Genomic DNA, 18,250 nt, shown 5'->3' with positions numbered 1-18,250 from the left:
TCAACGGGTTTCCTGCAACGCCTTGTCGACATCCGCAGCCAGCGGGATCGCCGGCTGGGCGCCGGGCTTGAGGCAGGCCAGCGAGCCGGCCGCGCCGGCGCGCACGAGTGCCTGCTCAAGCGCGAGGCCCGACGACAGGCCGGCAGCGAAGTAGCCGCAGAACGTGTCGCCGGCGCCGACCGTGTCGACCGGAGTGATCTTCGTTGCCGGAATGGTCAGGAAATCGGTCGGCGTTGCCGCCATTACGCCATCGCCGCCAAGCGTGACGACAACGGTGCGGCCGGTTTTGCCGGCAAAGTCGCGCATCCGTGCCGCACGGTCACGGCCGCCCAGCGCCAGCGCCTCGCCATAGAGGTCGAACTCGGTCTCGTTGGCGACGGCATAGTCGGCCTTGGCGAGGAAAGCCGCTGCTTCAGCCTGGAAAGGCGCGGTGTTGAGCACCGTGACGGCGCCGGCCGCCCGTGCCTGGTCGAGCGCGGCATCGACGGTTGGCAGCGGGATCTCGTTCTGCAAGAGAACGACATCGCCCTTCTTCAGAAAGGCCTTGGAAAGATCGCCGGGCAGGACGGAAGCGTTGGCGCCCGGCACCACGGCAATGATGTTCTCGCCGTCGTCGCTCACCATGATCAGCGCCGTCCCAGTCGAGGCAAAAGTCTCGGCAACGCCGGATAGATCGACCTTGCCGCTGCGCAGCAACGCCAGCGCCTCGGTGGCGAAGCTGTCCTTGCCGACGGCACCGACCATGCGCACCGCGGCGCCGGCGCGTGCGGCGGCCAGCGCCTGGTTGGCCCCCTTGCCGCCGGGCGCGGTGACGAAACCGGAGCCGCTCACCGTCTCGCCCGGGCTCGGCAAGCGGTCGACATTGGCGACAAGGTCGAGATTAATCGAGCCGACGACGATGATCAAGGAATGCCTCCTGCCAGCGCAAGTTCATGGTACTGGAGCATCCCTGCGTTCGGGCGAAGGCGGGTCGTTCCAATCGGGAAGCTAACCTGTAAGCCCGCTGCTTGCCAGACCACGCAGATGGTCCAGCGTAGTTTGCGGCCGTGACCCTATTCGCAGCGCACGGTAACGACGCCCTGATAGCTGCCGGCTGGAAAAATACCGCTCGACTTGGTGGCGGTGAGATCGACCTGCATGGCGTGGGTGCCGTTGGCCACCCTTTGCGGCACGCTTCCGTTGATGTCGACCCCCGAGCCGTCGAGGCGGAAGACCGAGGCGAAGGTCACGTTGGTGCCGCCGCCGCTCGGCGCGGACGAGAATGCGGCGGGCGCCGGCGCCGAGACCGAATAGCAGTCCAGCAAGTTGAACAAGGAGCACAGCGTTGAGGTTGCCACAACGGTCGCGCTGGCACTCGACCCGCCCGCCTGCTTGGAGCCCAATATGCCGATGGCTGGATTAACCGTCATCGTTCCCGATGCCCCGACCGTGATGGTGCAGGTGCCGGTGATCGCTGCTTGCACCGGAAGGCAGAAGCCGGCAAGCGCTGCCATCACAAGCGGCGCGCGGCTATTTCTTCTTCTTTTTCTTGCCATCGCTATTTCCAGTCCTGATGCCCCAGCCTTCGTTGGCCCATCCGGGTGATGTCGCCGCAGGAGCGGCAGCGCTGGCGGCCACGCTTGCCGTCTGGCCGTCGGCGCCGAGGCCCATTTTGAGGAGTTTCAGCGCCAGTTGCAGGCGCTCGACCTCAAGCTCGTAGAGGCGGCTGCAATCGACGCGCTTCGGGGTACGTCCGATCGGGATCACCACGCGACCGTAGGTGGCGACGTCGTTGTTCGACTGGTTGTTGCCTCTGATGACGCCGAGGTCGAGATAGGCACCGGTGCCCGATACCGCGGAACGGCAGGTGGTGCCGTCGGAAGCATGGACCTCGTCCTGGCCCTGAGGCAAGGTCACGCCGGGCAGGTTGAAGCCGCTCTCATTCTGATTGAGGTTGTAGACATCCTCGGCCAGAACCGGGGAGACAGCCGACATGGCCACCAGCGCAAATGTCAGGATTTGCGGTGCCCAAAGAACTTTCCGCATATCTGTGCCTTTATCTGCGTCTGCTGGTTGGGAAAGGGGATGCTTTCGGTACAGATACGCACTTTACGCTCGGCAGCGCCGCCGAAGGGCACGACCACAAGGACAGGACGGGAAGCCTGGGAGGCCAGTTGGAAGACACTTGGAGAGATCCTGGCGTCCACCGGCTGAAAATCCTGATCGTAGACGTGGATTTCGATCCTGATCTTCTGATCGTAGGGATTGGCGGGGAATACGCGGACCGCGAAGGCGTCGGTGAAACTGTTAACCTCACCGCGCATCGGCGACATCGACTGGGCGGCGGCGGCAACAGGTATCAAGCCAACGGCCAGTGCCGTGGCCAGGGTTCCAGCGAGTTTCAACGGAGCCTCCTTCCCGATGGCTATTCGCAGCGCAGCGTTACTGTTGCCTGATAGTTTCCGGAGGCGAAGCGGTTGCTGCCGCCCTTGGTGCCGGCGAGGTGGACCGAGACGAGGTCGGCGCCGGGAGCGGACAGACTGGTGGCAGAGCCGGTTTCCGCGATGGTGTGGGCGCCGGCAGCCGAATAGGTCGGCGTCCAGGTGGTGGCCGTGACGTCGGCGGCCGGTGCCGTGGTGAGGGTGACCGGATCGACGCTGAGCGCTACGCCTCCGGTGGTGGTGAGCGTGACCGTGCCCGCCGAGCCGCCGCTGTTATGTGAGCTTAGCGACTGAAGGTCGGTGCTTACGGTCATCGTGCCGTTGGTGGCGACAACCAGCGTGCAGGTTGCGGTGACCGTGCCATTGAAAATGACATTTGTGGCCAAAGCGGTCTGGCCAACACAGGCGACCAGCACGGCTGCGCCGAAGGCGACTCGAAACAACCTCATGGAGACCCTCCTATTAAGCCGGATCACCCGATTTAATATGAGTCATAGTCGCTTTATCAGAGTTAATTTTGTGTAAACTTTGAATATTGTTCGAATAAACATCGTCGTAAAAACCGGGAGTTGCCCTCGGTTGCAACTGAAATGTCGAGTTAAAAACTATTCCCTTAAAATGATACGTCGGGATTTATATAGTTTTTCTGCAATGCTCGAAAAATCGATATTTTAGGACGCCACTTGCCCCGCTTCCCAACCCAGGATGGCGCGCTTGCGAGTGAGGCCCCAGTGATAGCCGGTGAGGTCGCCGGATTTGCCGATGGCGCGGTGGCAGGGCACCACGAAGGAGAGCGGGTTGGCGCCATTGGCGGCGCCGACGGCGCGGCTGGCGCTCGGCGCGCCGATGCTGGCGGCGATCGACGAATAGGTACGGGCCTTGCCCATCGGAATCTCGAGCAATGCCTCCCAGACGCGAACCTGGAAGTCGGTGCCGATCATCACGACATGCAGCGGCTGGTCCGGGCGCCACAGCGTGGGGTCGAAGATACGCGCGGCGTAGGGACCGGTCGCGGCCATGTCCTCGACATAGGCGGCATTCGGCCAGCGGCTGGACATGTCGGCGAAAGCGGCGCGCTCCTCACCCGGATCGCTGAAGGCGAGGCCGGCAAGCCCGCGGTCGGTGGCCATGATCAGCGCGGTGCCGAACGGCGAGGAATGATAGCCGTAGCGGATGGTGAGCCCGGCGCCGCGCGTCTTGTAGTCGCCCGGCGACATCGCCTCGTGGGTGACGAAGAGGTCATGCAGCCGGCCGGGGCCCGACATGCCAAGCTCGAACGAAGTTTCAAGCAGCGGCATGCCTGAATCGAGCAGCTTGCGGGCATGGTCCAGTGTCACCGCTTGCAGGAAGGCCTTGGGCGACAGGCCGGCCCAGCGGGTGAACAGCTTCTGAAGGCCGGTCGGCGTCTCGCCGACCTCTTCGGCCAATACTTCCAGCGACGGTTGGTCGCGATAGTCGAGGCTGATCTTCTCGATGGCGCGGCGCACGATTTCGTAGTCGCTGCCTTCGGGTGTGATGTCCTTTTTGAGAACTGCTGTCCGTGTGCTCATGGAATTTCTCCTTGAGCCGGAATATCGCCCCTTGGGGCGCCGATCGCCACCCGAAACTTGCCTTCTTGCGGCGTATGCCCAGATAGACACCTGTTTCTAGAGCCTGTTCCCCATCGCGGCGGAATCGGGATGAGATCCTATCCCAGCGTTCAGCATGATCTCCGGCGCAACCCGTGCCCATTCGGGATCATGCTCTGGCCAGGAGGCGCCGATGGCTGGCGAGAAAGTGCATCTGACGGGCGAAAAGGAAACCTTGCTGATAACGCTCTACGGCAAGGCGCTGGAGAGCCGTCTGCCGGATACGCTGCTTAAGGATCACTTCGCCGATGAGGCGGTGCGCAAGATCGACTATGATGTCGACTATCCCGATGTCACGAACTCCGGCGCAAGCTTTACCCGTCTCGCGACCACTACAATCTCGTCGCTTCCTCGGTGATCGAACCGGGCTGGCTGGCTGAAGTGCCCCGCAACCGCCCAGCCATGGTGGTCGCGGAAGGACTGACGCCCTATCTCGCCGCCGAGGCAGGATTAAGCTTGCTTTCACGGCTTGTGTCGCATCTTGCCACTGGCGAGCTGATGTTCGACGCCTACAGCCGTTTCGGCCTGAAGCTGCTTCGCTTGAATCCCACTCTGAGGGCAACTGGCGCCAAGGTCCACTGGGCCATCGAAGATCCGCACGACCTGGAGCGGGCTATTCCGAAACTCCGGTTCGTCGAGGATATCTCGGCCTACGAGCCTGAGCACGCCGCCCGCATGGGCTGGTTCGCCGGACTGTTCGTTCGCCTTTGGAAACGCGTTCCCGCATTGCGCAAGATCGGCAGGCTTTTGCGCTACCGCTTCTGAAGCGGCGGTTCAGCGCGCCTTGGCGATTGCCAGCGCCCGCGAAAAGGCCGTGGCGAAACTCTCGCGGTCGTCGGGATTGAGGAAGCCGCCGATCGGCACGTTCTGGCCCTGCGCTTCCACCGCCATCCTGGTGATGCCGATCTCGGCATGACGGGCGACGGAGAACCGTGCCCAGAACGGGTTGAAGCGGTGCGCTTCCGACTTTCCCGAGGGTGCCGTTTTGCGGATATCGAGACTGGTGTGTGAGACCGACACTTCCTCGCGGGCGCGGGCCGCCCGATAATTGATGCGGAAGGCGATGTAGACGGCGACCACGTCGAGGCCGAAGAAGCCGAACACCGGCCAGGCGCCGCGCGACAGGAAAAAAGCGCCTGTCACCAGCCAGCCGAACAGCAAAGCGCCCATCAGGATGAGGAAGCCCGTCCTGCCCAGCGAGCGGTGCGGGGTGAGGAGCGCCTGAAAGAAGGGCTCGTCGGCCTGAAATGAGGCGTTTGTGTCGCTCATGCCTGGATATTATAGGAGGGGAATGACAAGCCCCAAGCCCAAAGAGTCTTCCGCCCCGAAAAAAGAGCCGCCGGCCGGCCGTCGTGACGGTTCGAACGCCAAGCCGCGGCCGCGGCAGGTGCGGCGAATTTCGCTCTACAGCCCGGCCGAAGTGCACGAGATCTTCCGGCGCTTTTCGGTCCAGCGCCCGGAGCCGAAGGGCGAGCTCGAACATATCAACGCCTTCACGCTGCTGGTGGCGGTGGTGCTTTCGGCGCAAGCGACCGACGCCGGCGTCAACAAGGCGACGCGGGCGCTGTTCAAGGCCGCCGATACCCCGCAAAAGATGCAGGCGCTGGGTGAAGCCAAGGTCGGCGAATATATCCGCACCATCGGGCTCTGGCGCAACAAGGCCAAGAATGTCATTGCGCTGTCGGAGGCGCTGATCCGCGACCATGGCGGCGAAGTACCCAACGACCGCGATGAGCTGGTCAAGCTGCCGGGGGTCGGGCGCAAGACCGCCAATGTCGTGCTCAACATGGCCTTCGGCCAGCATACGATGGCGGTCGATACCCACATTTTCCGCATCGGCAACCGGATAGGACTGGCGCCCGGCAAGACGCCCGAACAGGTCGAGCAGGGGCTGTTGGAAATCATTCCAGACGAATATATGCGCCATGCGCATCACTGGCTGATCCTGCATGGCCGCTATGTCTGCAAGGCGCGCAAGCCGGATTGCCCGGCCTGCGTCATCGCCGATCTCTGCAAGGCGCAGGAAAAGACAACCAGCGTGCCGGCGCCGCTGATCGAGATCGCTCCTCTTGAGACGGTCGTTGCCGAAAATCAGATGCCGTAGCCGCGCGCCATGGCCGCGGCGAAAACCGGGATCAGCAGGAAGACAAAGGCTTCGGCGCGGATGTACGCCTTGACGGAAGCAAGCTCGGCTGCCGGCACCAGGAACGAGGGATTGGCGCTGGCCTGCCGGTTCCAGGAAATGAAGCGGACGGTCGGAATGATCGACAGCAGGGCGACACTGCCAAACGCCGCCATCTTGGCCCAGAACACCCAATTGTAGACGTAGAATTCCCAACCTTTGAGGCCGTAGACGACGCGGCCGATGCCGATGACGATGATCAGCGTGGCGATGATGCCGTAGTGGCGGTCGATGCCGGCCAGCCGCCTCAGCGTGGCGGCGGTGAGATCGCCGCGCATCAGCACGAATTCGGCACCGATGATCCCCGCCAGCGAAAACACCAGCAGATGATGGAAGACGGCAAGCACGAGATCGGTGGTGTCCATGCTCGTTCCCTCGGGTTTGACAACGCCAGTCCGCGCCTGACAAATTGGCAGAGGCTGAATCAGCCTGGCGCGAAAATAACACCGCCACGCAAAATTCCTATAGCGGGCACTTCAGAGCTTGAATGCTATCGCCCGCAAGCACGCCTGTCGCGTTTGCCTCATGCACAAGCATCGCCGATGATTTTTTGCTGGTTCGCGGTCGGTGTTGCCCTGGCCCTTGCACCGGATCGGAGATTTGCTAAGCGCTGACGACAACAGCGAGGCAGATTCCATGGACAATCGGCACGGCGTTCCGGTCATCGAGACGGGGCGAACCATCCTGCGGGCGCACCGGATCGAGGATTTCGGCGCCTATGCCGCCATGTGGGCCGATCCGGCGGTCACCCGCTTCATTGGCGGCAAGCCGCGCACGCGCGAAGAAAGCTGGATGCGCTTCCTGCGTCACGCCGGCCTGTGGTCGCTGCTCGGCTACGGCTTCTGGGCGATCGAGGAGAAGGCGACGGGCCGGTTCGTCGGCGAGGCCGGTTTTCACGACCTGAAGCGGGATATGGTGCCGTCGATCGAAGGTATTCCCGAGGCCGGGTGGGCGCTCGCTCCTGCCGTGCATGGCGCGGGTCTCGCCACCGAGGTCGTCGGCCGTGTCCTGGCATGGGGCGACGAGACGTTCGGGCATGCGAAAACGGTCTGCATCATCGATCCGGAGAATACGGCGTCGTTGAACGTTGCCGGGAAGTGCGGCTACCGGGAAGTGGAACGGACCACCTATCACGACGCCCCAACAATCCTGCTGGAGCGGCGGCCCTGAGCGGCGTCATCGACTGGACATAGCCGTTCTGCTAGCATCGATCATCAAGCGAGGGGATGATCGATGCGTGCATTCAAGACGACTATCATCGGATTTTTCTGGGCGGGGCTGGTGCTCATGCTGGCGGTGCGGCTTGCGGCGGCCGATGCTACGGTGCCGTCCGCCGACATCAAGGGCGCCGCCGACAATCAACTGGCCAAGCGCTACGAAGGCTCCTTCATCGTTTCTTACCAAAAGCTTGCCTTCACCGATTTCAGCGTACCATTGTCGCCCTTGAAGCCGAGTGCGGATCCGGACGCACGCGACACGATGAACAATCGCGTTTTCGCGCCGGACAAGAAGGCCGAGGCGGAGGGCGCCCTTACCCGCATCGCCTATGTGCTTCCCGCTGAGCGCTCGCCGCTCGAGGTGCTGCGCAACTATCAGGATGTGGTCAAGGCGGCCGGCGGAGAGGTCCTGTTCGAATGCAAGAAGGAGGAATGCGGCGGCGCTGCCGACCGTTCGTCGAGCGGCGGCGGTAACGATATGAGCCTGACGATGTACTTCTTCCACGAGAGCGATCTCAAGGACGCGGCCTTTTCCAATGGCGCTTGCGCGCTGGCATCCGGCATCAACGATCAGCGCTATTTCTCGGCCAAGGTGCCGCAGGATGGGGGTGACGCCTATGTCACCGTGCAGACCTACTCGCTGACCGACGATCTCTACTGCAAGAAACTCAACGGCCGCACCATCGCCGTCGTCCAGGTGCTGGAACCCAAGCCGCGCGACAAGAAGATGGTGGTCGTCGAGGCGGCCAAGATGGCTGATTCGCTGTCCGCCACCGGCAGCATCTCGCTTTACGGCATCTTCTTCGACACCGACAAGGCCGACATCAAGGCGGAGTCGGAACCGACGCTGAAGGAGATTTCGACGCTGTTGGCCAATCAGCCTGACATGGCTGTGATCGTCGTCGGCCACACCGACAATCAGGGTGCCTTCGATTACAATCTCGACCTTTCATCGCGGCGGGCGCAAGCGGTCAAGGCAGCTCTCGTCGCGAAATACGGCATCGACGGTTCGCGGCTGACCTCGGCCGGAGCCGGCATGATGGCGCCCGTCGCCAGCAATGACGACGAGGCGGGCCGTGCCAAGAACCGTCGGGTGGTGTTGGTCAAGCTGAACTGAGCGAGCCTTCGAGACCAGCGACACGTTCTACGACACCGCCGCGAGGCTTGCCTGTTCGAGCATAGAGGCATCCTCGCCGAAGGCGCGGGTGGCGCGGGCCGCGGCTTCGAGCAGCGGACGTCTCATGCGCTGGAGGAAGGCGGCGTCGACACGCGTGCCGGGGCCGGCCAGCGTCAGCGCGCCGAGCAGGACGCGCCCTGGACCGAATACCGGCGCCGATACACCAGCTGTTTCGGGATCACGGTCGCCGACAGCCAGACAGGTGCAGGTCCTGCGTATGGTCTCGTAGGGCTCGCCCTGCTGGCCGGAAAACGCGGCAAGCACGCGCCCACCCGAGCCGGCCAGCAAAGGCAATACATCGCCCTCGCGTATCGTGTGGCGGATCGGGTGCTTGGATTCGACGCGATAAAGACAGGTGCGGACGTCGCCCGAGCGAACATAGAAGGCGACGCTCTCCCAGCTTCGCTCGGAGAGGTCGCGCATGATCGGCAACAGGATATCGACCGCCACGACCGAGCGCTGATAGAGCGCACCGAGCCGGAAAGTCGCGGGTCCGACGCGGTAACGCCCGTCATCCAGACGCTCGAGCAGCTGTCCGCGCAGCAGCGATTTTGCCAACCGCAGGATCGTGCTTTTGTAGAGCCCGGTGCGCGCCGCGATTTCAGCCAGGCTGAGCGAACGGTCAGCGGCGGTGAAGGCATCGAGGATGGCAATCGCCCGATCAAGCGCAGCGACCCCTTCAACTGACGCAGTTTTGACGGCAAATGCGGATATGGCTGCTCTTTCGTTCATTTCGTATCGTTCCGCCGAGAAGCCTTCGGCCGCTTTCGCCTAGGCATGTTGTGTGCCCCAATGCGGGCTTCGAGCGCATAGCGGTTCCCAGCCCACAAACAGCCGGTCAAGAAATTGTGCTTCGCACTGTTTGTTCTGTCTAGCAGAATATCGTTCCTGTTGACAGAACAAGTTACAGCCTGCATGATTTTTCGGCGGGTCTGGGTTCAGGCGCGTTTTGGCAGGCACCGGAGGAGGTGTCGTGATCTGGAGGAATCCCATGCTGAACAGACGCAGATTTTTGATGAGCACCGCGGCCGCGGGCGCCGCCGGCCTGGTGGCATCTCACCTGACCCCCGCCTTCGCCCAAAGCGCGCCGCAGATACAAGTCTTCGTGCCGGCCGCACCTGGCGGCGGCTGGGACCAGACGGCGCGCGCGATGGACCAGGTGCTGCGCAGCGAGAAGCTCATCTCCGGCTCGCAGATCACCAATGTCGGCGGCGCCGGCGGCACGGTCGGGCTGCCGCAATTCATCAATCAATGGAACGGCAGGGGCAATGCGCTGATGGTTGCAGGCATGGTCATGGTTGGCGCCATCATTGCCAATAAGGCCGCCAACAACTTGACGCAGGTCACGCCGATCGCCCGCCTCACCGGCGAGTTCGAAGCGCTAGTGGTGCCGGCGGCTTCGCCATTCAAGACGGCCGCCGATTTCATCGCCGCGCTCAAGGCCGACCCGACAAAGGTTCCTGTCGCCGGCGGTTCGGCCGGCGGGTCGGACCATATCCTGTTCGGCCTGATCGCCAAGACGGTCGGCGTGCCGGCCACCAATCTGTCCTACGTCCCGTTCGCCGGCGGCGGCGAGGCTCTCTCGGCGCTGCTCGGCAACCAGGTCGCGGCCGGCATCTCCGGCTTTGGCGAGTTCTCCGAACAGATCAAGGCGGGTGCGCTACGGCTGCTCGCCATCTCGGCCGATAAGCGCCAGGAAGGCATCGACGCGCCGACGCTGAAGGAAGCCGGCATCGACGTCGAACTGTTCAACTGGCGCGGCGTCTTCGCGCCCCCCGGCGTTTCCGACGCCGACAGGGCGGCGATGATCGCGCTGGTGGAGAACATGGCCAAGAGCGATGCCTGGGCGACCGAGTGCAAAAACCGTAACTGGACACCCATCCTGCTCACCGGCGACGACTATGTGAAATTCGTCGCCGAGGATTCGGCCCGCATCGAAGCCATCCTGAAGGACCTCGGGCTCGCCTGATTTCTCCCAGGGGCGGCTCGCCGCCCCTTTTCTGGACCTCGCCGGTTGCATCGGGACCGGCCATCGGTTGACGGTATGAGGGCCGAGCCCTGCCAGTTGGCCGGCAACCCTGGGGAGCACAACAATGAGCAGCAGCGACCAGCAGGCGGCGCCGTGGCGTCTCGCGGTGCCGGAATTGTCGATCGGCATCGGGCTTCTGGCCTGTGCCGCCGCGGTGGCCTGGCAGACGCTGGCAATTCCGGTGTCGCCGCTCTATTCCAAGGTCGGCCCCACCGTCTTTCCCTATCTCACCATGATCGGCCTGGTGGTTCTGTCCCTGTTGCTCATCGTCGCGGCGCTTCGCGGTGGCTGGCAACCGGAGGAGGAAAAGGAGACGCCGACCGACTGGAAGGCGATGGGCTTCGTCGCTATCGGCCTGATCGCCAACCTGCTGCTCATCCAGCCGCTCGGCTTCACGGCGGCATCGGTAATCATGTTCGTTCTCGTCTGCTTCGGCTTCGGCAGCAGGCATACGCTGCGTGACGCGCTCACCGGCCTTATCCTGGCGCTGGCCGCCTATTTCGGCTTCGCCAGGGCGCTCGGCGTCAACATCGGCGCCGGTTTCGTCGAGAACCAGCTGAACACGGTGATCGATGCGATCATCGGTGCGTTGAGAGGCTGACGGCATGGAAACGCTTGGTCATCTCGCGCACGGGTTCTCTGTCGCCTTCACGCCGGTCAATCTCCTGTGGTGCCTGCTCGGCACCACGCTCGGCACCGCCATCGGCGTGCTGCCCGGGCTCGGGCCGGCGCTGACCATCGCGCTGCTTCTGCCGATCACCTACCAGGTTGCGCCGGAGGCTTCCTTCATCCTGTTTGCCGGCATCTATTACGGCGCCATGTATGGCGGCTCGACGACGTCGATCCTGCTCAACACACCCGGCGAAAGTGCCACCATCGTCACCGCGCTGGAAGGCAACAAGATGGCGCGGTCGGGCCGGGGCGGTGCGGCCCTGGCCACTTCGGCGATCGGCTCCTTCGTGGCCGGCACCATCGGCACGATGGGCGTCGCCTTCCTGGCGCCTATCGTGGTCAAGTTCGCGCTGGCCTTCGGCCCGGCCGAGTACTTCTCGCTGATGGTGCTGGCCTTCATCACCGTTTCGGCGGTGCTCGGTTCGTCCTCGGTGCGCGGCCTCACAAGCCTGTTCGCCGGCTTCGTCATCGGCATGATCGGGGTCGACCTGCAGACCGGCCAGCCGCGCTTCACCTTCGGCATGACCGAACTGCTCGACGGCGTCGACGTCATCATCGCCGCGGTCGGCCTGTTCGCCGTCGGCGAAACGCTCTACATGGCTTCGCGCCGCTACGCCGGCAAGGACGAGATCGTGCCGCTGAAGGGCTCGCTCTACATGACCGCGGCCGAGTGGGGGCGCTCATGGAAACCCTGGCTGCGAGGTGCGGCGATCGGCTTTCCGATCGGCGCGATGCCGGCCGGCGGTGCCGAGATCCCGACCTTCCTATCCTATGCGATCGAAAAGAAGCTGTCGAAGCACAAGCAGGAGTTCGGCACGGTCGGCGCCATCGAGGGCGTCGCCGGCCCCGAGGCCGCCAACAACGCATCCGCCGCCGGCGTGCTGGTGCCGATGCTGACGCTCGGCCTGCCGACCTCGGCGACGGCGGCGATCATGCTATCGGCCTTCCAGAGCTACGGCATCAACCCCGGGCCGCTGCTCCTGACGACGCAGGGCGATCTCGTCTGGGGCCTGATCGCCAGCCTGTTCATCGCCAATGTCATCCTCGTCATCCTCAACCTGCCGCTGATCGGGCTGTGGGTGCGGCTGTTGAAGATCCCGGCGCCGCAGCTCTATGCCGGCATCCTGGTGTTCGCCACCGTCGGCACCTACGGCATCTCGCAATCGCCGGTCGATCTCGTCATCCTCTATCTGCTGGGTGCGGCAGGGTTCCTGATGCGGCGCTTCGATTTCCCGACCGCGCCCGTCATCATCGGCATGATCCTGGGGCCGCTCGCCGAAACCCAGTTCCGCCGGGCGATGACCATCTCGAACGGCGACTGGTCGGTGTTCTACAAGCATCCGCTGTCGCTGACGCTGCTGACGCTCGCTTTCATCGGCCTGGTCGGGCCGCATATCTGGGCCTTCATCGAGCACCGCCGGCGGCGGGGACCGGAGCATGTGCCGGGCGATGCCTGACCGATTTGAGATGTCATGACTGAATTGCTTTCCGGTATCCGCGTGCTCGACCTGACCAATGTCCTGGCCGGACCTTATTGCTCCTATCAGCTTGCGCTGCTCGGCGCCGACGTGATCAAGGTCGAGTCGCCGCAGGGCGGAGACCTGGCGCGCCAGCTCGGCGGCTCGCCTACGCTCAACAGCGCCGGCATGGGCGCCTCGTTCCTGGCGCAGAACGCCGGAAAACGATCTGTCGTGCTCGACCTCAAGAAAGAAGCCGATCGCGAGCGCTTCCTCGATCTGGTCGCCAGCGCCGATGCACTGGTGGAGAATTTCCGCCCCGGCGTGATGGATCGGCTCGGCCTCGGCCACGAGGCGCTGAAAGCGGTCCGTCCCGGCCTGGTCTATTGCGCGATATCGGGTTTCGGCCAGACCGGGCCGATGCGCGGCAATCCCGCCTATGACCAGATCATCCAGGGTCTTTCGGGAGTCATGAGCATCACCGGCACGCCGGAGACGGCGCCGCTGCGCGTCGGCTATCCCGTCGCCGACACGCTGGGCGGACTGGTGGGGGCGTTCGCCATCGCCGCGGCATTGGTCCGGCAGAAGACCAGCGGCGAGGGTGCCTTCCTCGATGTCTCGATGCTCGAATGCACGCTGTCCGCACTTGGCTGGCCGGTTTCCAACTATCTGACGGCGGGTATCGATCCGCAGCCGATGGGCAATGAGAACATGACAGCGGCTCCTTCCGGCGCTTTTCGCACCGGCGACGGCTTGCTCAACATCGCCGCCAACAAGCAGGAACAGTTCGTGACGCTATGCCGGCTGATCGGGCGGCCGGAACTGGCGGGAGATGCCCGGTTTGCCGAGCGCGAGACGCGCAAGCGCAACCGAGCGGCGCTTAAGGTCGAGATCGAGGACGCCCTGGCGAGCGCCCCGGCGGCGGTCTGGGAAGACATGTTCAATCGTGCCGGCGTGCCGGCGGGCAGGGTGCTGACGATCCCGCAAGTGTTGGCCGAACCGCAAGTGCTCGAACGCCAAGTAACGGCACGTTTCGAGGATATGCCCGGCATGGACAGGCCGCTGACGGTTTTGCGCGGCGGCTTCATGGTCGATGGTGCCGCGCCCTTGCCGACGCTGCCGCCGCCGACGCTGGGCGAGCATATGGACGAGGTGTTCGCCGGCCTGCCGCCGCGCGCCAGGGCAAAGGCAAAAGCATGAGCAGGACGGACGAGAAAACCGGCCGCGAGCGCGGCGAGGAATGGTGGCGGACCGATATCATCGAGATGCACCCTGGCGTCATCAGGCTGCGCGGCTACGAAATCCAGGATCTGATCGGCCGTGTCAGCTTTCCGGCTGTCATCTGGCTGATGCTGCGTGGCGAACTGCCGACCGAGGACCAGGCGGCGCTGCTCGGCATCGCGCTGGGTGCCGCCGTCGACCATGGGCCGCAAGCGCCGTCGATCGCCATCGCGCGCATGGCAGCCACCTGCGGCGTCGGCATCAACAGCGCCATGGCGTCGGCCATCAACGTGCTTGGCGACGTGCATGGGGGCGCCGGCGAACAGGCGCTTTCTTTCTACGGCGACATCGCCGTGGCGCTCGATGGCGGTATGAGGCTGGATGAAGCGGTCACGGCGCGGCTCGACCGGTTCTTCGCGCAGGAGAAGGGTTATGTGCCGGGGCTCGGCCACCGCTTCCATCCGGTCGATCCGCGCGCGCCGCGCCTGCTGGAACTGACCCGCGAATTCGCCGCGCGCAGCGTCGTCAATGGACGTTTCGCCGACATCGCCGAGGCGATCGAGGCGGACGCCGCGCGGCGCAAGGGGAAGAAGATACCGCTCAACATCGATGGCGCCACCGCCGTCATCTATGGCGAGCTCGGTTTTCCGCCGCCGCTGACGCGCGGGCTTTTCGTGCTGTCGCGCTCCGTCGGCATCCTGGCGCATGCCTGGGAACAGTCGCAGCAGAGCGATCGGAACAAGGGCCCATTGCCCCGCGAATGGCTGTGGGCCTATAGCGGCACGCCGGCGCGGCCACTTCCCGAAGGCGAAAATAGCGGCGGGTGAGGTCTTAAGCTTAAATCAGCCGACCGGCGCGGGTTCGGGAAACTTCAAGGTCTTCACCAAGGTCGAGAGATCGGGTTCATCGATGAGCATCGCTGCGTCGGCCGGCGTCAACCAGGCCCGCTGCCGCCGTTTGGCTTCCTGCCAGTCGGCCAGTTCCTCGGTCACCTCAAGCAGATAAACGATGACATCGACACGGACAAAGCGGTTGGCCAGGCGTTTCCAGTAGGAATAGGTGCCAGCCGGCTGCGTCAGAGTCTTGCCGAGCACACCGGCTTCCTCCCGCGCCTCGATCGTGGCTGCCTTGCGTCCGCTCTTGCCCTTCATCGGCCATCCCTTGGGTACGATGAAACGCCTGGTCGTCCGCGACGTGACCAGCATGACCTCGATGTCGCCGTGGGTGTCCAGCCGAAAGGGTATCGCCGCCACCTGGCGGATCCTCTCCCCCTTCTTTGCCTTGCGTACAGCTTTTTTCTTGGTCGCTGCCATAGCTGAAATCCAGTCGAAGCACTGCCCATAGCGTGACGGCGCAGTGTTGCAAAACCAAAACTGCCGCAAGGGCACCCATGGGTGCGGATCATATAAGTCGGCTAATAAATGGAAAGTGCAGGTTTGTCAGCGGCAATTGGTAACGGCGGTGGTGCCGATTATCTGCGTCTGGCAGCTTGGCTTGACCCGCGGCACGACCGGCGGCGGCTGCTGGACGATTACGCGGTCCTGGGCACGGTACTGCTGTTGCTGTTGCTGGAATTGCTGCCGCTGCACGCGATTTTGCAGCGCCTGCAAGTCGTTCTGCTGAATAAGCGCGTTGCCGTTGGCGGATGGATTGAGCACCTGCGCGGAAGCGGAAAGGCCCAAACCCGTCAGCACCGCCGCAGCCAGCACTGCCGGTGCAAAAATCATCAATGGTCGACGCGCAGCCATTCGGTCATTCCCGCCAAAAATACTATCCCGATATATAGGGCGTTTGCGCGGCCATGCCATGGCGGAAGCCTTGATCGAGATCGACGACGGCCTCGCGGCGGCGGAGAATTTGCCCGGCAACCCGGCATTGCACTTGACGGAGGCGATCGATTCGCCGCTCTATCGGGTCGGCGCCGGCCTTGAGCCCAATGGCGTCGATGGCGCCGGCATATTCGCCGGATATTAGTGGCGCCCTCGGGGAAACGGTCAAACTGAATGCGATCAGCGCGTCTTTCATCGCCAGCTTCCAAGCTGACTCAAGGCGGAGCCGGGCGGGAGAGGTCTTTATGAGGAACTACGCGCATTTCGTGGCGATGTTGGGCATTGCCTGCATCGCCGGCCTGCCGGCAGCAGCGGCGCAAACCAAGAGCGACAAGGTGGCGGCGCCGCCCGCGGCCAACGCCCCGCAGTTGCCCGGTGGCGCATCGGCCTTGTCGGAAACCCATGGTGACTGGACGGTCAACTGCCAGATATCGGGCACGACCAAGGCATGCAGCCTGTCGCATCAGCAGTTCAACAAGCAAAACAACCAGCGCCTGCTGGCGATCGAGCTGTCGAGCAAGACCGGCGAGGACGCGACCGGCACGCTCGCTTTGCCGTTCGGCCTGGCGCTCGCCAGGGGCGTCAGCCTGACCATCGACGACCAGAAGCTCGATGGCAACCTGCCGTTCAACACCTGTCAGGTGGTCGGCTGCCTGGTGCCGGTGGCGTTCGATGCCAATGTCACCCCCGTGCTCAAGGCAGGCACCACGCTCAAGATCGACGCCTTCGCGGCCGATACGGGACAGCAGGTGAGCTTTTCCATTCCGCTCAACGGCTTCGGCGGCGCGCTTGCCCGCACGGCCGAGCTGTTGGCCGATTGACGCGTTGAGGTCGTCCGGGGCCTGAGGGTCTCAAACGCATCGCCTGACTGCCTTGAAGCGTCAAGCATTGCACGTGTTGCAAGCAGCAGGAGATCGCTGGCGGCGGGTCTCAGACGACAACCGTCTTCAGCCGTTCTGCGATCACGGCGGCGAGCCGCGCCGCCACCTCGTCCTTGGTCATCTCGGGCCATTCCTCGACGCCGGCCTTGGAGACGATCCGTACCCGGTTGCGGTCGCCGCCCATCACGCCCGAGTGGCCGATGCCGCTGGTCCGCGACACGTCGTTGGCGACGATCAGATCGGCGCCCTTCTTGCTGAGCTTGGCCTCGGCGTTGCGCAAAAGGTCCTGCGTCTCGGCGGCGAAGCCGACGACCAGGCCGGGCCGCTGGCTGTGATGGCCGACCCCGGCGAGAATATCGGGATTTTCGACCATGCGCAGCACCGGCGGTCCTTCGCCCGCCATTTTCTTGATCTTCTCGCCGGCCGAATTTTCGGTTCGCCAATCGGCGACGGCGGCGACGAACACCGCCGCGTCGGCCGGCAGGAGCTGTTCGACCGCGTCGCGCATCTCCTGCGCCCGTTCGACATGGATTGTCTTTACGCCGGCGGGATCGGCGATGCCGACCGGGCCGGAGACGAGGCGCACATCGGCGCCGAGCCGGGCTAGGGCCGCCGCAATGGCATGGCCCTGCTTGCCGGACGAGCGGTTGGCGATGTAGCGCACGGGATCGATCGGTTCGTGCGTCGGGCCGGAGGTGACGATGATCTTGCGCCCGGATAATGGCCTGGGGCCGGCATCGAGCAGTGCCTCGACGGCGGCGACGATCTCCAGCGGTTCGGCCATGCGGCCTTCGCCCGTCTCATTGCTCTCAGCCATCTCGCCGCGGGCCGGGCCGACGAAGCTGATACCGTCCTTGCCCAGCGTCGCCCGGTTGCGGCGCGTCGCCGGATGCGCCCACATCCGGGGGTTCATGGCCGGCGCCATCAGCACGGGCTTGTCGGTGGCGAGGAGCACGGTGGAGGCAAGATCGTTCGCATAGCCGTTGGCGAGCTTGGCCATCAGATCGGCGGTGGCGGGAGCCACGACCAGAAGATCGGCCTCGCGCGACAGCCTGATGTGGCCGACATCGTGCTCGTCCTGGCGATCGAACAGTTCGGTGAAGACATGATCGGCGGAAAGCGCGCCCACCGACAGCGTGGTGACGAATTCCCGTGCGGCCGCCGTCATCACCACCCGCACGGCAGCACCGCGCTCACGCAGCCGGCGAATGAGGTCAAGGGCCTTGTAGGCGGCGATGCCGCCGCCGATGACGAGCAGGATGCGCTTGCCCGAAAGCGTGCCTCGCAGAAATATCTTACCTGTCGGAACGGCGGTCGAGACTGCCGCACCTTGCGATTTGGCCAGTTCGCTCAGGGTCTTCTCGATCTGATCGAGGCGGCCGGCCGGGCCGACCTGGCCATCGACGGCGGCCCGGATCATCACTCTTGCCTGCTCTTCCATGGAGCGGTCGTTTTCCGCCGCCAGTCGGCGCAGCAACTCCTTGACCTCATCGTCGAGGTTACGGATCGTGATGCTTGCCATGTGATTGCACTCTGC

At 64.1% G+C, this 18,250-nt stretch carries 24 protein-coding genes; 12 read left to right on the top strand and 12 right to left on the bottom strand.

Annotated elements, in window-relative coordinates:
• The 6 genes from NKI49_RS14805 to NKI49_RS14780 all read right to left on the bottom strand — a co-directional run bounded on the left by NKI49_RS14805 (position 1) and on the right by NKI49_RS14780 (position 3,970).
• Positions 1-906, bottom strand: a complete 906-nt coding sequence (locus NKI49_RS14805; protein WP_352602272.1) for a ribokinase — start codon at positions 904-906, stop codon at positions 1-3.
• Positions 907-1,052: 146 nt separating this feature from the next.
• Complete coding sequence (locus NKI49_RS14800) at positions 1,053-1,535, bottom strand: hypothetical protein (protein WP_352602270.1); 483 nt, start codon at positions 1,533-1,535, stop codon at positions 1,053-1,055.
• Complete coding sequence (locus tag NKI49_RS14795) at positions 1,510-2,025, bottom strand: hypothetical protein (protein WP_352602268.1); 516 nt, start codon at positions 2,023-2,025, stop codon at positions 1,510-1,512. The genes NKI49_RS14800 and NKI49_RS14795 overlap by 26 nt, the downstream gene beginning before the upstream one ends.
• The gene (locus NKI49_RS14790) at positions 1,992-2,384 is read right to left on the bottom strand and encodes a hypothetical protein (protein WP_352602266.1); all 393 of its coding nucleotides are present in this window, start codon (positions 2,382-2,384) and stop codon (positions 1,992-1,994) included. The genes NKI49_RS14795 and NKI49_RS14790 overlap by 34 nt, the downstream gene beginning before the upstream one ends.
• A 20-nt stretch (positions 2,385-2,404) precedes the next feature.
• Entirely contained in the window at positions 2,405-2,869 is a 465-nt protein-coding gene (locus tag NKI49_RS14785; RefSeq protein WP_352602264.1) for a hypothetical protein, read from the bottom strand.
• Positions 2,870-3,091: 222 nt separating this feature from the next.
• Complete coding sequence (locus tag NKI49_RS14780) at positions 3,092-3,970, bottom strand: methylated-DNA--[protein]-cysteine S-methyltransferase (protein ID WP_352602262.1); 879 nt, start codon at positions 3,968-3,970, stop codon at positions 3,092-3,094.
• A 211-nt stretch (positions 3,971-4,181) separates the two neighbouring features.
• On the opposite strand from NKI49_RS14780, the gene NKI49_RS14775 reads away from it, so the two are divergent.
• Complete coding sequence (locus NKI49_RS14775; protein WP_352602259.1) at positions 4,182-4,406, top strand: hypothetical protein; 225 nt, start codon at positions 4,182-4,184, stop codon at positions 4,404-4,406.
• Positions 4,407-4,429: 23 nt separating this feature from the next.
• Positions 4,430-4,813 carry a hypothetical protein gene (locus NKI49_RS14770; RefSeq protein WP_352602257.1) on the top strand — a complete coding sequence of 128 codons (384 nt, stop codon included), beginning with the start codon at positions 4,430-4,432 and terminating at the stop codon, positions 4,811-4,813.
• Positions 4,814-4,822: 9 nt separating this feature from the next.
• Here the strand turns inward: NKI49_RS14770 and NKI49_RS14765 are convergent, their stop codons facing one another.
• On the bottom strand, positions 4,823-5,317 hold the full coding sequence (locus NKI49_RS14765) for a DUF2244 domain-containing protein (protein ID WP_352602255.1): 495 nt from the start codon (positions 5,315-5,317) through the stop codon (positions 4,823-4,825).
• Positions 5,318-5,339: 22 nt separating this feature from the next.
• On the opposite strand from NKI49_RS14765, the gene nth reads away from it, so the two are divergent.
• Positions 5,340-6,152 (top strand): endonuclease III, encoded by an 813-nt coding sequence (gene nth / locus NKI49_RS14760; protein WP_352602253.1) that lies wholly within the window; start codon positions 5,340-5,342, stop codon positions 6,150-6,152.
• Here the strand turns inward: nth and NKI49_RS14755 are convergent.
• Entirely contained in the window at positions 6,140-6,595 is a 456-nt protein-coding gene (locus NKI49_RS14755) for a DUF2214 family protein (protein WP_352602252.1), read from the bottom strand. The two genes, nth and NKI49_RS14755, sit on opposite strands and share 13 nt — an antisense overlap.
• A gap of 271 nt (positions 6,596-6,866) precedes the next feature.
• Between NKI49_RS14755 and NKI49_RS14750 the strand changes: the two genes are divergently transcribed.
• Both NKI49_RS14750 and NKI49_RS14745 read left to right on the top strand, forming a co-directional pair.
• Positions 6,867-7,400, top strand: coding sequence for a GNAT family N-acetyltransferase (locus NKI49_RS14750; protein ID WP_352602250.1), 534 nt, complete (start codon positions 6,867-6,869; stop codon positions 7,398-7,400).
• A gap of 63 nt (positions 7,401-7,463) precedes the next feature.
• Positions 7,464-8,564 carry an OmpA family protein gene (locus tag NKI49_RS14745; protein WP_352602249.1) on the top strand — a complete coding sequence of 367 codons (1,101 nt, stop codon included), beginning with the start codon at positions 7,464-7,466 and terminating at the stop codon, positions 8,562-8,564.
• A 27-nt stretch (positions 8,565-8,591) separates the two neighbouring features.
• Here NKI49_RS14745 and NKI49_RS14740 read toward each other — a convergent pair whose 3' ends face one another.
• Positions 8,592-9,356, bottom strand: coding sequence for an IclR family transcriptional regulator (locus NKI49_RS14740; protein WP_352602248.1), 765 nt, complete (start codon positions 9,354-9,356; stop codon positions 8,592-8,594).
• A 259-nt stretch (positions 9,357-9,615) separates the two neighbouring features.
• On the opposite strand from NKI49_RS14740, the gene NKI49_RS14735 reads away from it, so the two are divergent.
• From NKI49_RS14735 to NKI49_RS14715, 5 genes are all read left to right on the top strand, one after another.
• Positions 9,616-10,593: a Bug family tripartite tricarboxylate transporter substrate binding protein gene (locus NKI49_RS14735; RefSeq protein ID WP_352602246.1), complete on the top strand. Its 978-nt coding sequence runs from the start codon at positions 9,616-9,618 to the stop codon at positions 10,591-10,593.
• Between the two features lie 124 nt (positions 10,594-10,717).
• Entirely contained in the window at positions 10,718-11,254 is a 537-nt protein-coding gene (locus NKI49_RS14730; protein ID WP_352602244.1) for a tripartite tricarboxylate transporter TctB family protein, read from the top strand.
• A gap of 4 nt (positions 11,255-11,258) precedes the next feature.
• Positions 11,259-12,782 carry a tripartite tricarboxylate transporter permease gene (locus NKI49_RS14725; RefSeq protein WP_352602242.1) on the top strand — a complete coding sequence of 508 codons (1,524 nt, stop codon included), beginning with the start codon at positions 11,259-11,261 and terminating at the stop codon, positions 12,780-12,782.
• Positions 12,783-12,797: 15 nt separating this feature from the next.
• A complete protein-coding gene (locus tag NKI49_RS14720; protein ID WP_352602240.1) occupies positions 12,798-13,982 on the top strand; it encodes a CaiB/BaiF CoA transferase family protein in 1,185 nt (394 codons plus the stop codon).
• Entirely contained in the window at positions 13,979-14,830 is an 852-nt protein-coding gene (locus tag NKI49_RS14715) for a citryl-CoA lyase (protein WP_352602238.1), read from the top strand. Before NKI49_RS14720 ends, NKI49_RS14715 begins: the two co-directional genes overlap by 4 nt.
• Positions 14,831-14,845: 15 nt before the next feature.
• Here NKI49_RS14715 and NKI49_RS14710 read toward each other — a convergent pair whose 3' ends face one another.
• Positions 14,846-15,316 carry an NUDIX hydrolase gene (locus NKI49_RS14710; protein ID WP_352602237.1) on the bottom strand — a complete coding sequence of 157 codons (471 nt, stop codon included), beginning with the start codon at positions 15,314-15,316 and terminating at the stop codon, positions 14,846-14,848.
• A 126-nt stretch (positions 15,317-15,442) separates the two neighbouring features.
• On the bottom strand, positions 15,443-15,751 hold the full coding sequence (locus NKI49_RS14705; RefSeq protein ID WP_352602236.1) for a hypothetical protein: 309 nt from the start codon (positions 15,749-15,751) through the stop codon (positions 15,443-15,445).
• A gap of 58 nt (positions 15,752-15,809) precedes the next feature.
• Between NKI49_RS14705 and NKI49_RS14700 the strand changes: the two genes are divergently transcribed.
• Positions 15,810-15,977, top strand: coding sequence for a hypothetical protein (locus tag NKI49_RS14700; RefSeq protein WP_352602234.1), 168 nt, complete (start codon positions 15,810-15,812; stop codon positions 15,975-15,977).
• 100 nt (positions 15,978-16,077) lie between these two features.
• Positions 16,078-16,653, top strand: a complete 576-nt coding sequence (locus tag NKI49_RS14695) for an invasion associated locus B family protein (RefSeq protein WP_352602232.1) — start codon at positions 16,078-16,080, stop codon at positions 16,651-16,653.
• A gap of 109 nt (positions 16,654-16,762) precedes the next feature.
• On the opposite strand, the gene coaBC is transcribed toward NKI49_RS14695, so the two are convergent.
• Positions 16,763-18,235, bottom strand: coding sequence for a bifunctional phosphopantothenoylcysteine decarboxylase/phosphopantothenate--cysteine ligase CoaBC (gene coaBC / locus NKI49_RS14690; protein WP_352602230.1), 1,473 nt, complete (start codon positions 18,233-18,235; stop codon positions 16,763-16,765).
• Positions 18,236-18,250: the final 15 nt, after the last annotated feature.

This window comes from Mesorhizobium sp. M0587, assembly GCF_040320945.1.
GTDB lineage: Bacteria > Pseudomonadota > Alphaproteobacteria > Rhizobiales > Rhizobiaceae > Mesorhizobium.
This window is presented reverse-complemented; position numbering and strand designations above follow the sequence as displayed.

Coding starts and splice junctions, on each gene's coding strand:
- NKI49_RS14800 (WP_352602270.1), bottom strand. CDS start 1,535: ATGGCAAGAAAAAGAAGAAGAAATAGCCGCGCGCCGCTTGTGATGGCA.
- NKI49_RS14795 (WP_352602268.1), bottom strand. CDS start 2,025: ATGCGGAAAGTTCTTTGGGCACCGCAAATCCTGACATTTGCGCTGGTG.
- NKI49_RS14785 (WP_352602264.1), bottom strand. CDS start 2,869: ATGAGGTTGTTTCGAGTCGCCTTCGGCGCAGCCGTGCTGGTCGCCTGT.
- NKI49_RS14780 (WP_352602262.1), bottom strand. CDS start 3,970: ATGAGCACACGGACAGCAGTTCTCAAAAAGGACATCACACCCGAAGGC.
- NKI49_RS14775 (WP_352602259.1), top strand. CDS start 4,182: ATGGCTGGCGAGAAAGTGCATCTGACGGGCGAAAAGGAAACCTTGCTG.
- NKI49_RS14765 (WP_352602255.1), bottom strand. CDS start 5,317: ATGAGCGACACAAACGCCTCATTTCAGGCCGACGAGCCCTTCTTTCAG.
- nth (WP_352602253.1), top strand. CDS start 5,340: ATGACAAGCCCCAAGCCCAAAGAGTCTTCCGCCCCGAAAAAAGAGCCG.
- NKI49_RS14755 (WP_352602252.1), bottom strand. CDS start 6,595: ATGGACACCACCGATCTCGTGCTTGCCGTCTTCCATCATCTGCTGGTG.
- NKI49_RS14750 (WP_352602250.1), top strand. CDS start 6,867: ATGGACAATCGGCACGGCGTTCCGGTCATCGAGACGGGGCGAACCATC.
- NKI49_RS14745 (WP_352602249.1), top strand. CDS start 7,464: ATGCGTGCATTCAAGACGACTATCATCGGATTTTTCTGGGCGGGGCTG.
- NKI49_RS14740 (WP_352602248.1), bottom strand. CDS start 9,356: ATGAACGAAAGAGCAGCCATATCCGCATTTGCCGTCAAAACTGCGTCA.
- NKI49_RS14735 (WP_352602246.1), top strand. CDS start 9,616: ATGCTGAACAGACGCAGATTTTTGATGAGCACCGCGGCCGCGGGCGCC.
- NKI49_RS14730 (WP_352602244.1), top strand. CDS start 10,718: ATGAGCAGCAGCGACCAGCAGGCGGCGCCGTGGCGTCTCGCGGTGCCG.
- NKI49_RS14725 (WP_352602242.1), top strand. CDS start 11,259: ATGGAAACGCTTGGTCATCTCGCGCACGGGTTCTCTGTCGCCTTCACG.
- NKI49_RS14720 (WP_352602240.1), top strand. CDS start 12,798: ATGACTGAATTGCTTTCCGGTATCCGCGTGCTCGACCTGACCAATGTC.
- NKI49_RS14715 (WP_352602238.1), top strand. CDS start 13,979: ATGAGCAGGACGGACGAGAAAACCGGCCGCGAGCGCGGCGAGGAATGG.
- NKI49_RS14710 (WP_352602237.1), bottom strand. CDS start 15,316: ATGGCAGCGACCAAGAAAAAAGCTGTACGCAAGGCAAAGAAGGGGGAG.
- NKI49_RS14705 (WP_352602236.1), bottom strand. CDS start 15,751: ATGGCTGCGCGTCGACCATTGATGATTTTTGCACCGGCAGTGCTGGCT.
- NKI49_RS14700 (WP_352602234.1), top strand. CDS start 15,810: ATGGCGGAAGCCTTGATCGAGATCGACGACGGCCTCGCGGCGGCGGAG.
- NKI49_RS14695 (WP_352602232.1), top strand. CDS start 16,078: ATGAGGAACTACGCGCATTTCGTGGCGATGTTGGGCATTGCCTGCATC.
- coaBC (WP_352602230.1), bottom strand. CDS start 18,235: ATGGCAAGCATCACGATCCGTAACCTCGACGATGAGGTCAAGGAGTTG.